The 13225-nt window shown below is 54.7% G+C and carries 11 protein-coding genes; 4 read left to right on the top strand and 7 right to left on the bottom strand.

The window, feature by feature from the left end:
• Nucleotides 1-52: 52 nt before the first annotated feature.
• The 3 genes from brnQ to phoB all read right to left on the bottom strand — a co-directional run bounded on the left by brnQ (nucleotide 53) and on the right by phoB (nucleotide 3835).
• The gene (brnQ, locus tag ACLD3P_RS03260; RefSeq protein WP_000149625.1) at nucleotides 53-1372 is read right to left on the bottom strand and encodes a branched-chain amino acid transporter carrier protein BrnQ; all 1320 of its coding nucleotides are present in this window, start codon (nucleotides 1370-1372) and stop codon (nucleotides 53-55) included.
• A 408-nt stretch (nucleotides 1373-1780) separates the two neighbouring features.
• Complete coding sequence (gene phoR / locus ACLD3P_RS03255) at nucleotides 1781-3076, bottom strand: phosphate regulon sensor histidine kinase PhoR (protein ID WP_220569381.1); 1296 nt, start codon at nucleotides 3074-3076, stop codon at nucleotides 1781-1783.
• 69 nt (nucleotides 3077-3145) lie between these two features.
• Entirely contained in the window at nucleotides 3146-3835 is a 690-nt protein-coding gene (gene phoB, locus ACLD3P_RS03250) for a phosphate response regulator transcription factor PhoB (protein WP_000113921.1), read from the bottom strand.
• Between the two features lie 214 nt (nucleotides 3836-4049).
• On the opposite strand from phoB, the gene sbcD reads away from it, so the two are divergent.
• The 3 genes from sbcD (at nucleotide 4050) to araJ (ending at nucleotide 9733) form a co-directional block, all read left to right on the top strand.
• Nucleotides 4050-5252 (top strand): exonuclease subunit SbcD, encoded by a 1203-nt coding sequence (gene sbcD / locus ACLD3P_RS03245; RefSeq protein ID WP_411006317.1) that lies wholly within the window; start codon nucleotides 4050-4052, stop codon nucleotides 5250-5252.
• The gene (gene sbcC, locus ACLD3P_RS03240) at nucleotides 5249-8389 is read left to right on the top strand and encodes an exonuclease subunit SbcC (RefSeq protein ID WP_411006316.1); all 3141 of its coding nucleotides are present in this window, start codon (nucleotides 5249-5251) and stop codon (nucleotides 8387-8389) included. The genes sbcD and sbcC overlap by 4 nt, the downstream gene beginning before the upstream one ends.
• Nucleotides 8390-8560: 171 nt before the next feature.
• Nucleotides 8561-9733, top strand: coding sequence for an MFS transporter AraJ (gene araJ, locus ACLD3P_RS03235; protein WP_411006315.1), 1173 nt, complete (start codon nucleotides 8561-8563; stop codon nucleotides 9731-9733).
• A gap of 19 nt (nucleotides 9734-9752) precedes the next feature.
• Here araJ and mak read toward each other — a convergent pair whose 3' ends face one another.
• Nucleotides 9753-10661 carry a fructokinase gene (gene mak, locus ACLD3P_RS03230; RefSeq protein ID WP_024797522.1) on the bottom strand — a complete coding sequence of 303 codons (909 nt, stop codon included), beginning with the start codon at nucleotides 10659-10661 and terminating at the stop codon, nucleotides 9753-9755.
• Between the two features lie 125 nt (nucleotides 10662-10786).
• On the opposite strand from mak, the gene rdgC reads away from it, so the two are divergent.
• On the top strand, nucleotides 10787-11698 hold the full coding sequence (gene rdgC, locus ACLD3P_RS03225; RefSeq protein ID WP_000964305.1) for a recombination-associated protein RdgC: 912 nt from the start codon (nucleotides 10787-10789) through the stop codon (nucleotides 11696-11698).
• Nucleotides 11699-11735: 37 nt separating this feature from the next.
• Here rdgC and ppnP read toward each other — a convergent pair whose 3' ends face one another.
• The 3 genes from ppnP to yaiA form a co-directional block, all read right to left on the bottom strand.
• Nucleotides 11736-12020, bottom strand: a complete 285-nt coding sequence (ppnP, locus tag ACLD3P_RS03220) for a pyrimidine/purine nucleoside phosphorylase (RefSeq protein WP_001527304.1) — start codon at nucleotides 12018-12020, stop codon at nucleotides 11736-11738.
• Nucleotides 12021-12090: 70 nt separating this feature from the next.
• Nucleotides 12091-12768, bottom strand: a complete 678-nt coding sequence (locus ACLD3P_RS03215; protein ID WP_001276437.1) for an AroM family protein — start codon at nucleotides 12766-12768, stop codon at nucleotides 12091-12093.
• Between the two features lie 250 nt (nucleotides 12769-13018).
• Nucleotides 13019-13210: a protein YaiA gene (gene yaiA, locus ACLD3P_RS03210; RefSeq protein WP_001143161.1), complete on the bottom strand. Its 192-nt coding sequence runs from the start codon at nucleotides 13208-13210 to the stop codon at nucleotides 13019-13021.
• Between the last annotated feature and the right edge of the window lie 15 nt (nucleotides 13211-13225).

Raw genomic sequence — 13225 nt, 5'->3', positions numbered from 1 at the left:
ATAAAAAACCACGGGGCGTTAAGCCCCGTGGTGTACACATATGTCAGCGATTTTAGTGAGCGCTGGAGGTCACCTGCCGACCCGCCGCGCGATCCCAGATAATCGCCAGGATCACCATCACCACCGTTGGCATCAACCACGCCAGTCCCTGTTCCGCCAGCGGCAAACGCTGACTCCAGGCTGGCAGCATATCGCCAAAGGCAGATGCTTTGATGCCGTCAAGGATACCAAAAAGCAGACTGATAAACATGGCCGGCGCGATGATGCGGGTGGAATTATGCCACCATGAGCGGGTAAAACTTAATACAACCAGTGCGATACACGGCGGATAGATAGCCGTCAGCACCGGAATGGAGATTTGAATCAGATGGCTCAGTCCGAGGTTTGACACCACCATAGAGAAGCCGCCGAGAATAAAGACCAGCGTGCGGTAAGACAGCGGAATATACTGCGCGAAAAACTCAGCGCAGGCGCAGGTCAGCCCCACCGCCGTCACCAGACACGCGATAAAGATCAGCGCCGCCAGCAGGAAGCTTCCCGCGCCGCCAAAGGTATGCTGAACGTAGGCATGAAGAATCGCCGCGCCGTTCGCTGACTGATCGACCAGCGTCGCGCTGTCAGAACCTAAGCGGAACAAGGCAAGATAAAGCAGCGTCAGCCCCACGCCCGCCATCAGGCCGGCCCAGACCGTGTAACGCGTCAACAGGCGCGCTTCGGTCACGCCGCGAGAACGCGCCGCGTTCACAATAACGATACCAAACACCATCGCGCCCAGCGTATCCATCGTCAGATAGCCGTTCACAAATCCGTTAGAAAAGGCCGCATTCTGATAAGCGTCCAGGGCGTTGCTGATTGGGCCGGCAGGCCAAACGATAGCCGCGACGGAAAGGATGACCAGCGCAATAATTTTCAACGGTGCCAGGAAATTCCCCACCGTATCCAGCAGCTTACCCGGATAGAGGGAAACCAGAATAACGATAGCGAAATAGACCACGCTGTAAATCAGCAACGGCATTGCAGAATCGCCGGTCAACGGAGCGATACCGACCTCAAACGACACCGTCGCGGTACGCGGCGTCGCAAATAACGGCCCGACGGCCAGATAGCAAACGGTCGCCAGCAGGAGTCCCGCCACTTTACCAATCGGCGTACTGAGGCTGTCTACGCCGCCGCCGACTTTCGCCAGCGCCACAACAGTAAGAACCGGTAGCCCTACGGCGGTAATCAGAAAGCCAATAGCGGCTGTCCAGACGTGTTCACCCGCCTGCAAACCGACCATAGGAGGAAAGATAATATTGCCTGCGCCAACGAACAGCGCAAATGTCATAAAGCCCAGGGCGATGATATCGCGCGATTTTAACTGATGGGTCATAAAGTCTTACTGCCTGTGGATGGTGATGTTGTAAACATTAAAATTTTTGCCTTTCCCGGAGGATTATAAAGCGGCGTTTTTTATCAATTTCAGCGGGAAAAGCTCCCGGACCGATGCGGCGAAGAATTGTTTTTCGATTTACCGCGCAAATGCAGTCGTAATGACAGCACCTGAAGCGCAATTTAAACGCTTATAACGTTTTAAAGCAAGGTGGGATCTAAAAACCAGATGAATATAGCGATATGAAATTTACAACCAGAATAAAACACCATTCTCATGAAAAAGTTATGGCTAATCATGCGAACAAAAAATCACCAAACGTTGAATGTTTCAACGACCCCGTCTTAACTGCAAAGAAAATAAGCCAGCATCCGCTGGCTTATGGAAAGTTATACTTACGAAAGGCAATTAATCGCTATTTTTGGCAATTAAACGTTCCGGCAGCACAAAGCTAAATCGCGTTCCTTTGCCAGGCGAACTGTCGATTTCAAGGCGGCTTTCATGGTGATTCAACGCATGTTTCACAATCGCCAATCCCAGGCCGCTACCGCCCGTTTGCCGCGAACGCGCTTTATCGACACGGTAGAAGCGTTCGGTCAGACGAGGAATATGCTCGGCAGCAATCCCCGGACCGTTATCTTGAATGCAAAATTCAGCGCCATGCGCGGCACGTCGCCAGTTCACCGTAATATGCGTTCCCGCCGGCGTATGGTTTACCGCGTTATACACCAGGTTTGAGATCGCGCTACGTAGCTGCTCTTCATTGCCCAGAACGCTAAGACTATCGTCGACCTCAAACGTAAAGGTATGTTTCTGCTGGCTGAGCGTCTGCGCTTCACGCTCCACGACCCGCAGCATCATCGGTACATCCACTTTTTCATTTAATAACAGCGCCGGGGCCGCCTCAATTTTAGACAGCGTAAGCAGTTGTTTTACCAGCCCTTCCATACGATACGTTTGCTCGCGCATCGTATGCAGCGCTTTCTCTCGCGTCGTCCCCTCCAGCGCCTGTTCCTGCATCATTTCCAGATAGCCTTGCAATACCGTCAAGGGCGTACGCAACTCATGGCTAACGTTGGCGAAAAAGTTACGTCTGGCGCCTTCAAGCTGATGCATTTGCGTCACATCGCGCGCCACCATCAGGAGTTGTTTATCGGTATAAGGCATAACGCGGATCTCCAGATGCCGCCCGGTATTGAGCACCAAATGAAGCGGACGGGTGAAATCACGCGTTTTTAAATACTGGGTAAACTCCGGATAACGCAGTAGATTGAGAATATTCTGCCCGTTGTCATCCGGCCAGCGTAGCCCCAGTATCTGTTGCGCCAAACCGTTACACCAAAAAATGCCGCCCTCTTCTGTGGTCAGTACCACGGCATCAGGCAGCGACTCCGCGCCGCTGCGAAAACGTTTAATCAGGTTCCCCAGCTCGCGACGACGCTTCTTATTTCGCAACTGCATCTGGTGTAAACCGTATAACAGCGGTTCCCAACTTCCCCGTCCCGGCGGCGGCGTCATACTTCTGTCGACCCAAAGCCACCAGGAGAGGCGTAATAAATTCCAGAAATGCCAGACAAGCAGTCCCGTCACCGCCGCCAGTAAAAACCACGGCAGATAACCAAAAAAAGCGCTAAGGATAAGCGCGGGGATGCAACAGAGCACCAGCTCCAGCACCAGCCTTTTCCATGACAGCCGTTCCAGCACGCGTCATACTCCCTCAAGAATGGAAAGCCTTCTCCGCCAGAAACCTGTGTTCTACTGGCGGAAAAGGCATTAAAAGCGGGTCGAAAAACGATACCCTGTCCCGCGTACCGTTTGCACCATCCGGTCGTGGCCGCTGTGCTCCAGCGCCTTACGCAAACGGCGAATATGCACGTCGACCGTCCGGTCTTCAACGTACACATTGGTGCCCCAGACATGATTGAGTAGCTGCTCGCGACTGTAAACCCGTTCCGGGTGCGTCATAAAGAAATGGAGTAATTTAAATTCGGTCGGCCCCATATCCAGCGGGCTGTCGCCGGTCATCACGCGGTGAGAGCCGGGATCAAGGCTCAGTCCCTGCATCTCGATCACCTCTTCGACCGCCATCGGCGAGATGCGCCGCATAACGGCTTTAATGCGCGCCACCAACTCCTTGGGGGAAAACGGCTTGGTAATGTAATCGTCAGCGCCGGTTTCCAGTCCGCGCACGCGATCTTCTTCCTCACCTCTTGCGGTCAGCATAACCACGGGAATATCCCGGGTCATGGCTTCACGTTTGAGATGTTTAATAAACTGTAACCCTGACCCGCCGGGCAACATCCAGTCAAGAAGGATGAGATCCGGCCAGGGTTCATTAAGTTTATTCACCGCACTGTCATAATCTTCGGCTTCTACGGGCTGAAAGCCATTTTGTTCGAGCACGAAGCACACCATTTCACGGATCGGCGCCTCATCTTCTACGACCAGAATACGTCTCGCCATAATTTGCCCTGTTAGTCGTTAGTTATCAATGCCGCGCCATTATGCGTCAGATTTATGACAGATTTATGAAAAAAAAAGGCGGCATTGACAGCATGTTGATGATTTATGACACCGGTGAAACCGTGCATTACCGTGTACCGGCGGTAAATTGCGCCCAAAAATGGAGGGGATGACGTGTATAATCCCGTTCACGCTTTTTTTGCATGGAACAATTATGCGCATCCTCCACACCTCTGACTGGCATCTGGGACAAAATTTCTACAGTAAAAGCCGCGCCGCGGAGCATCAGGCTTTTCTGGACTGGCTGCTGGAGACCGCGCAGGCCCATCAGGTGGATGCCATTATTGTCGCTGGCGATATTTTTGATACCGGTTCGCCGCCAAGCTATGCCCGAGAACTTTATAACCGTTTCGTCGTTAATTTACAGCAAACGGGCTGTCATCTGGTGGTGCTGGCCGGTAATCATGATTCCGTTGCCACGCTAAACGAGTCGCGCGACATTCTGGCGTTTCTCAATACAACCGTGATCGCCAGTGCGGGCTATGCGCCGCAGCTACTTCATCGTCGCGACGGTTCTCCGGGCGCCGTACTGTGCCCCATTCCCTTTTTGCGCCCGCGCGACATTCTTACCAGTCAGGCGGGATTATCCGGCAGCGAGAAACAGCAGCAACTTCTTCATGCGATTGCCGATTATTATCAACAGCAGTATCAGGAAGCGTGCCAGCTACGCGGCGAACGAAAGCTGCCGATTATCGCGACGGGGCATTTAACCACCGTCGGCGCCAGCAAAAGCGATGCGGTTCGCGACATTTACATCGGTACGCTGGATGCCTTTCCGGCGCAGCATTTCCCCCCCGCGGATTATATCGCATTAGGACACATTCACCGCGCGCAATGTGTCGGCGGCACAGAGCATATCCGCTATTGCGGCTCGCCCATCGCCCTCAGCTTTGATGAGTGCGGCAAAAGCAAATGCGTGCATCTGGTGACCTTCGAGCAGGGGAAATGGCAAAGCACCGAAAGTCTGGCTGTCCCCGTGACTCAACCGTTGGCGGTTTTAAAAGGCGACCTGGAGTCGATTACCGAACAGCTTGAGCAGTGGCGCGGCGTGGAGCAATCGCCTCCCGTCTGGCTGGATATTGAAATCACCACCGATGATTATCTGCACGATATCCAACGCAGAATACAGACGCTAACGGAGTCGCTACCCGTAGAGGTATTACTGGTGCGCCGTAGCCGCGAACAGCGCGAGCGCTCGCTGGCGAACGAGCGGCGGGAAACATTAAGCGAGCTTAGCGTGGAGGAGGTTTTTGCGCGGCGTCTGGCGCTGGAAGCGTTAGATCCCCCGCAGCGCGAGCGCCTGAATCAGCTCTTTTCCAGCACGCTCTACGCGTTGAATGAGGAGCATGAGGCATGAAAATTCTCAGTTTGCGTCTGAAAAACCTGAACTCGCTGAAAGGAGAATGGAAGGTCGACTTTACCGCCGAACCGTTTGCCAGTAACGGGTTATTCGCCATTACCGGCCCGACCGGCGCGGGAAAAACCACCTTGCTTGACGCCATCTGCCTGGCGCTGTACCACGAAACGCCGCGCCTGAATACGGTATCGCAGTCGCAAAACGATTTGATGACGCGCGATACGGCGGAATGTCTGGCCGAAGTGGAGTTTGAGGTAAAAGGCGAAGCCTGGCGCGCGTTCTGGAGCCAGAACCGAGCCCGAAATCAGCCTGACGGCAATCTCCAGGCCCCACGCGTGGAGCTGGCGCGGTGTTCAGACGGAAAGATCTTTGCCGATAAGGTAAAGGATAAACTGGAGATGATCGCCACGTTGACCGGGCTGGACTACGGGCGCTTCACCCGTTCGATGTTGTTATCACAGGGGCAGTTCGCCGCCTTTCTTAACGCCAAAGCGAAAGAGCGCGCAGAGCTTCTGGAGGAGCTCACCGGCACTGAGATTTACGGGCAGATCTCCGCACAGGTATTTGAAAAACATAAATCAGCCCGTCTCGAACTGGAAAAGTTACAAGCGCAGGCCAGCGGCGTCGCCCTATTGGCGGACGAACAGTTACAGCAACTGGAAGCTAGTTTGCAGGCGCTTACTGACGAAGAGAAACGCCTGCTGGCCAGCCAGCAGGGACAGCAGCAGCACCTTCACTGGCTGACCCGAAAAAACGAACTCCACACTGAATTACACGCCCGACAGCAGGCGCTGTACGCGGCGCAAGAGGCGCGAGAAAAAGCGCAGCCGCAGCTCGCGGCGCTGACGCTGGCGCAACCTGCTCGCCAGTTGCGCCCGCATTGGGAGCGCATTCAGGAACAAACCCGCGCCGTTGAGCGTGTTCGCCAGCACAGTGATGAAGTGAATGCTCGCTTACAAAGCGCGTATCGCCTGCGCCAGCGTATCCGCGCCTGCGCGCATCGACAATTCACGCAACTGAACGCCACAGGGCAGCGGTTGAAGACATGGCTGGCGGAACACGACGGCATCCGCGTCTGGCGCAGCGAACTGGCGGGGTGGCGAGCATTATTAACACAACAATCCCACGATCGGGCGCAACTGAGCCAATGGCAACAGCAGTTGCTGAGCGATACGCGTCAGCGTGATGCGCTACCGCCGCTCACGCTCGACCTCACGCCACAGGCGCTGGCGGAAGCCAGAGCATTGCATACCCGGCAGCGTCCGCTACGCCATCGTCTCGCCGCGCTTCAGGGGCAAATTGTCCCGAAACAAAAGCGTCAGGCGCAGCTACAGGCAGCTATCGCGCGTCATCATCAGGAGCAGGCGCAATACACCCAACGTCTGGCGGATAAGCGCCTGAGTTATAAGACTAAAGCGCAGGAGCTTGCGGACGTTCGCACTATTTGCGAGCAGGAGGCGCGCATCAAAAATCTGGAAAGCCAGCGGGCGCACTTACAGTCCGGCCAGCCGTGCCCGCTTTGCGGCTCGACGACGCACCCCGCCATCGCCGCCTATCAGGCGCTGGAACTGAGCGCGAATCAAACCCGCCGCGACGCGCTGGAAAAAGAGGTCAAAACGCTGGCGGAAGAAGGCGCGGCGCTGCGAGGACAGTTAGATGCCTTAACGCAACAATTACAGCGGGATGAAAGCGAGGCGCAGTCGTTGTTGCAGGAGGAGCAAGCGCTTACTGAGGAATGGCAAACGCTGTGCGCTACGCTGGGCGTTCAGCTCCAGCCGCAAGAAAACCTCGCTGGCTGGCTGACCGCCGCGGAAGAGCATGAGCAACAGTTGGATCAGCTCAGCCAGCGTCATGCTCTACAAACGCAAATCGCGGCGCATACTGAACAGGTAGCGCGCTTTACCGCGCAGATTGCGCAGCGTCAGGCGTCGCTGACGGCTGATTTGGCGCAGTATAAGCTTTCCCTTCCTGCGCCAGAAGACGAGGCCGCATGGCTGAATGAGCGCGCCGACGAAGCGAAAATATGGCAACAGCGTCAGACAGAGTTCGCGGATTTGCAAACGCAGATCGACAGGCTTGCCCCGTTGCTGGAGACGCTACCGCAAACGGATACCGCGGATTCCGACGACGACGTGCCGCTGGATAACTGGCGGCAGGCGCATGATGAGTGCGTGTCATTACAAAGCCAGTTGCAAACCCTGCAGGAACAGACGACGCAGGAACAGCAGCGCGCCGCCGAGGCGATAGCGCACTTTGATGCGGCGTTAAAAAATAGCCCGTTTGACAGCCAGGCAACGTTCCTGGCGGCGTTGTTGGATGAAGAGACCGTGACCCGTCTGGAAAAACAACAACAAACGCTGGAAAGTCAGCTACAACAAGCGAAGGCGTTAAGCGCGCAGTCCGCGCAGGCGCTGGCTGACCATCAGCAACAGCCGCCCGCCGGTCTGGACCCAACGTGTACGGCGGAGCAGCTCGCGCAGCGGCTGACGCAGTTGGCGCAACAACTGCGCGAGAACACGACACGCCAGGGGGAAATCCGCCAGCAAATTAAACAGGATGCAGATAATCGGCAGCGCCAACGCGCGCTGATGGCGGAAATGAAGCAAGCCTCTCAGCAAGTGGAAGACTGGGGCTATCTCAATGCGCTGATCGGATCTAAAGAAGGTGATAAGTTCCGCAAATTCGCCCAGGGACTGACGCTGGATAATCTGGTCTGGCTGGCGAATCATCAGCTCACCCGTCTGCATGGCCGCTATTTATTGCAGCGCAAAGCCAGCGACGCGCTGGAACTGGAGGTTGTCGATACCTGGCAGGCCGACGCCGTGCGCGATACGCGAACGTTATCAGGCGGCGAAAGTTTCCTGGTCAGCCTGGCGCTGGCGCTGGCGTTATCAGATTTGGTCAGCCATAAAACGCGCATTGATTCTTTGTTCCTCGACGAAGGCTTCGGCACGCTTGATAGCGAAACGCTGGACGCCGCGCTGGATGCGCTCGACGCGCTGAATGCCAGCGGGAAGACCATCGGTGTGATTAGCCACGTGGAAGCCATGAAAGAACGTATCCCCGTGCAGATAAAAGTGAAAAAAATCAATGGGCTTGGTTATAGCAAACTGGACAAAGCGTTTGCCGTGGAGTAACGCGAGTGTCATCCTGGGCACAACATACCGTCATGACATAGCACAATAATGAATACACAAAAACGGATAAGGAATGGTATTACCTCGCGCTTATCTGCAAGCTATATGTTGATTGGCTGTGACAATTCACAGCACAGCGCGCAACATGCGCCTTTATTTTCGGCAGGTGGTATGAAAAAAGTTATTTTTTCTTTGGCGCTGGGTACGTTCGGCCTGGGGATGGCCGAGTTTGGCATTATGGGCGTGCTGACGGAGCTGGCACGCGATGTCGGAATAACGATTCCCGCCGCCGGGCATATGATCTCGTTTTACGCCTTCGGCGTCGTGCTGGGCGCTCCCATTATGGCGCTCTTTTCCAGCCGCTTTTCGCTTAAACATATATTGCTGTTTCTGGTCATGCTGTGCGTGATGGGCAATGCCATATTTACCTTTTCCTCGTCATATCTGATGCTCGCCGTCGGCAGACTGGTTTCCGGCTTTCCGCACGGCACCTTTTTTGGCGTCGGCGCCATTGTCTTGTCAAAGATTACCCGCCCCGGGAAGGTCACCGCCGCCGTCGCGGGTATGGTTTCAGGGATGACGGTGGCGAATCTGGTGGGCATTCCGGTCGGCACTTACCTGAGCCAGGAATTTAGCTGGCGCTACACCTTTTTATTGATCGCGGTTTTCAACATCGCTGTGCTCACCGCGATTTTCTTCTGGGTGCCGGATATCCGTGACAAAGCCCAAGGCAGCCTGCGCGAGCAGTTCCACTTCTTGCGTAGTCCTACGCCGTGGCTCATTTTCGCCGCCACGATGTTCGGCAATGCGGGCGTTTTTGCCTGGTTCAGCTATATCAAGCCATTTATGATGTACATCTCCGGTTTTTCGGAGACGAGCATGACGTTTATTATGATGCTGGTCGGGCTGGGGATGGTGTTAGGCAATCTGTTAAGCGGCAAACTCTCCGGCAGATATACGCCGCTGCGCATCGCGGTAGTGACTGACCTCGTTATCGTGCTCTCTCTCATGGCGCTCTTTTTCTTCAGCGGATACAAAACGGCATCGCTGACTTTCGCGTTTATCTGCTGCGCTGGTCTGTTTGCGCTCTCTGCGCCGCTGCAAATCCTGCTACTGCAAAACGCCAAAGGCGGCGAACTGCTGGGCGCGGCGGGAGGGCAAATCGCGTTTAATCTCGGTAGCGCGATTGGCGCCTGGTGCGGCGGACTGATGCTGACGCTAGGTTTTGCGTACCACTACGTGGCGCTTCCCGCCGCCCTGCTCTCGTTTTCCGCCATGTCGTCGTTGCTGGTATACGGACGTCTAAAACACAAGCAGCCATCGGTCACGCCGGTTGCCGGATGACGTCATCCGGCTATAAACGTTACGCCAGCGGCCACAGCCAGGCCGCGCCGCGCACGCCGCTCGAATCGCCATGCCGCGCCTTACGTACCGGCGTCTCGCACTCGCCGCCAAAAACAAACGATTTCATCAGCGACGGAACCGTCTTGTACAGGCGCTCAACATTGCTCATACCGCCGCCCAGCACAATGACATCCGGATCCAGAATATTCACGACATGAGATAATGCTTTCGCCAGCCGCAGCTCATAACGGCTTAACGCCAGTTCCGCCACGGCGTCCTGCGCGTCGACCAGACGAATAATCTCATCGCCTTTTAGCGCGTTACCGCTCAAACGCTGGTAATCCGTAGCAAATCCCGTACCGGAAATAAAGGTTTCGATACAGCCTTGTTTACCGCAATAACAGGGAATTTCTTCGCGGTAACGCAACTCATCGTCATCCATCCACGGCAACGGATTGTGGCCCCATTCACCTGCCGTACCGTTGCCGCCGATGTGCGCCCGGCCATTTAGCGCTACGCCCGCGCCGCACCCGGTACCGATAATCACCGCAAATACCGTTTGCGCCCCCGCTGCCGCGCCATCTACCGCCTCTGATACCGCCAGGCAATTGGCATCGTTGGCTAACCGCACTTCACGCTTCAGACGACGGCTCACATCGCTATCGAACGGCTGGCCGTTAAGCCACGTAGAGTTAGCGTTTTTTACCACGCCGGTGTAAGGCGAGAGAGAACCGGGAATGCCAATGCCAACGCTACCGGTCTGGCCGGTCGCCTGTTCCGCCATGTCGACCAGCGTAGCGACGGTTTCTATCGTTTGCTGATAATCCTCCCGCGGCGTAGGCAGACGATGGCGAAACCGCTGCTCTCCTGCATCATCAAGCGCAATGACTTCCATTTTTGTGCCGCCTAAATCGATACCAATACGCACATACCGCTCCTCATTTTTTGGGAATATCAACAGGGTAGAATTCACCGTTCTGATTGGCAATGCAAGCCTGCCGACAATTCGTTACTATACCGCCTGGATTTAACGACAAGGCCGTGGAAATTATCATGCTGTGGTTCAAAAATTTAATGGTTTACCGTCTTAGCCGCGATATCACATTACGCGCCGAAGAGATGGAGAAACAGCTCGCCTCAATGACGTTTACCCCATGCGGTAGCCAGGATATGGCCAAAATGGGCTGGGTTCCGCCGATGGGCTCTCACAGCGATGCGTTAACGCACACCGCCAATGGCCAAATTATTATTTGCGCGCGCAAAGAAGAGAAAATCCTGCCATCGCCAGTGATCAAACAGGCTCTGGAGGCGAAAATCCAGAAACTGGAAGCCGATCAGGGACGCAAGCTGAAGAAGACGGAAAAAGATTCCCTGAAGGATGAAGTGTTGCATTCGTTGCTGCCGCGCGCGTTTAGCCGCTTCAGTCAGACAATGATGTGGATTGATACCGTTAACGGCCTGATTATGGTTGACTGCGCCAGCGCGAAAAAAGCGGAAGATACTTTGGCGCTACTGCGTAAAAGTCTTGGCTCGCTGCCGGTCGTCCCGCTGGCGCTGGAAAACCCGATTGAGCTGACGCTCACCGAGTGGGTGCGCTCCGGTACGGTCGCTCAGGGTTTCCAGTTGCTGGACGAAGCCGAATTGAAAGCGATGCTGGAAGATGGCGGCGTGATCCGCGCGAAAAAGCAGGATCTGGTCAGCGACGAGATCGCCGTTCATATTGAAGCGGGTAAAGTGGTCACGAAGCTGGCGCTCGACTGGCAGCAGCGTATTCAATTCGTCATGTGCGACGACGGCTCCATTAAGCGTCTGAAATTCTGCGATGAGCTGCGCGATCAGAACGAAGATATCGACCGGGAAGATTTTGCCCAACGTTTTGACGCGGACTTTATCCTGATGACCGGCGAGCTGGCGGCGCTGATTCAAAGCCTGGTGGAAGGATTAGGCGGCGAAGCGCAGCGCTAACCAGAGGGTCCCTCTCCGCCGGAGAGGGGACTCACCGTTACAAATAGCGGCACAGATACGAGGTGGGCTCAGCAACCTGTAGATGAAACTCGCTGTGGCCAGGCACGTTAAACACCTCACCGGCTGTATACACTCTCCATTCGACAGTTCCCGGCAACAGTACCTTCAACGCGCCGCTCACAACCGTCATCTCTTCGGGTTCGGCGGTGCCAAAGGTATACTCCCCTTCCGCCATCACACCAACGCTGGCCCGGCCGGTGCTACTGCTGGTAAATCCAATAGACTTCACTTTCCCGGAAAAGTATTCATTGCTTTGTAGCATAATCAGGCCCCGTCTCATTATTAAATTAACACCCAATATAGAGTCCTGACGTTCGGCCTGTCACGTAAAATTAGACAAGCAGTTCTGAAGCTAACCGCGCAATCAAAACATTAGAGAGTAAAACCGGCACATCCAGCGCCTGCTGTAAAATATCCCGATGACGCTGATGAAAACCCAGACAATCCAGCATAATGACGTCCGCGCCTTGATCCAATAGCGCCTGCCCGGCATCAATTAACTGTTGCTCAGAACCGTGAACCGGATTCGCCAGCGAATACACCGGCGGCATTTGCAATACCTGCCATTTTTTCTCCTGGGCCGCCAGAAGTTCTGCAACAGGCACAATCACGCCCACCTGATGCCCATCCACAATAGAGGCGACAAGCGGTGGAATAATACGCAGCGGTTCAAGCAAAATAGAATTACGGGCTGCCATACTTTTAATCGCCGCGGTGCTCATCAGTATAATGACGTCATAACCCTGGTTATCCAGCACCTCGACAACGCTCTGTAAATCTCGCTCCACTTTCTGGCGGGAAACATGGGCTATCTGGTTATCATTCAGCAACGTCAAAAGCGGATCGTCGCCAGGCTCTACAGCGTAATCCGCCATAACGTCTTCCCGGCTCATTTTTCCCAGCAGGCTATGATGGGTGATGTGTTGTTCGTCGATGTATTCCGTCAGAAGCGGTAACACTTCGCTCATTGGCACAACGCCGATTGTGAGGATTGCCAACGACGCACTCATTTTTATTCCACCTTATTACTTCGTCGTAATTCCCGGGCAAATATTCACACGCTCACCGCGCTACCTGCCCTACAAATCTCAGAAAGCGTAGCAGCAGATGAGCAACGTATTGTGTAAAGATTCCAAATAATTCCAATATTGTATTGTTATCGCTTAATTTACGGTTTTAGTTGCCAGTATAAATGTTTCAAGAATGTGATGGAGATACAATTTAGGGGTACCCGGAATCCCTTCCGAGTGGTTCATGCGTCTATGATTTATCCGGATCTTCGTAACGTTTTTTCGCATCCATCGCTTCTTCTGCGGTCGGATGCTCGCTGATGAGCGAATCAGGTTTCGGATGGTCAGCCCGTAGCTGATACCACGTCACCGTCTGGCCCGGCGTGCCTTTTTCAATGGTGACGATATAAGCTTCCCGCGGATAAGGTGGTCTGGTTGGCATAGCGTTTCCTTTATT

It is taken from the genome of Salmonella sp. 741265073_HBA (assembly GCF_046569105.1).
In the GTDB taxonomy this organism is placed as follows: domain Bacteria; phylum Pseudomonadota; class Gammaproteobacteria; order Enterobacterales; family Enterobacteriaceae; genus Salmonella; species Salmonella enterica.
Note: the sequence above shows the minus strand (reverse complement) of the source record. Positions and strands in the feature narration are given on the sequence as shown.

Coding starts and splice junctions, on each gene's coding strand:
- brnQ (WP_000149625.1), bottom strand. CDS start 1,372: ATGACCCATCAGTTAAAATCGCGCGATATCATCGCCCTGGGCTTTATG.
- ppnP (WP_001527304.1), bottom strand. CDS start 12,020: ATGCTACAAAGCAATGAATACTTTTCCGGGAAAGTGAAGTCTATTGGA.
- rdgC (WP_000964305.1), top strand. CDS start 10,787: ATGCTGTGGTTCAAAAATTTAATGGTTTACCGTCTTAGCCGCGATATC.
- araJ (WP_411006315.1), top strand. CDS start 8,561: ATGAAAAAAGTTATTTTTTCTTTGGCGCTGGGTACGTTCGGCCTGGGG.
- phoB (WP_000113921.1), bottom strand. CDS start 3,835: ATGGCGAGACGTATTCTGGTCGTAGAAGATGAGGCGCCGATCCGTGAA.
- yaiA (WP_001143161.1), bottom strand. CDS start 13,210: ATGCCAACCAGACCACCTTATCCGCGGGAAGCTTATATCGTCACCATT.
- ACLD3P_RS03215 (WP_001276437.1), bottom strand. CDS start 12,768: ATGAGTGCGTCGTTGGCAATCCTCACAATCGGCGTTGTGCCAATGAGC.
- sbcC (WP_411006316.1), top strand. CDS start 5,249: ATGAAAATTCTCAGTTTGCGTCTGAAAAACCTGAACTCGCTGAAAGGA.
- sbcD (WP_411006317.1), top strand. CDS start 4,050: ATGCGCATCCTCCACACCTCTGACTGGCATCTGGGACAAAATTTCTAC.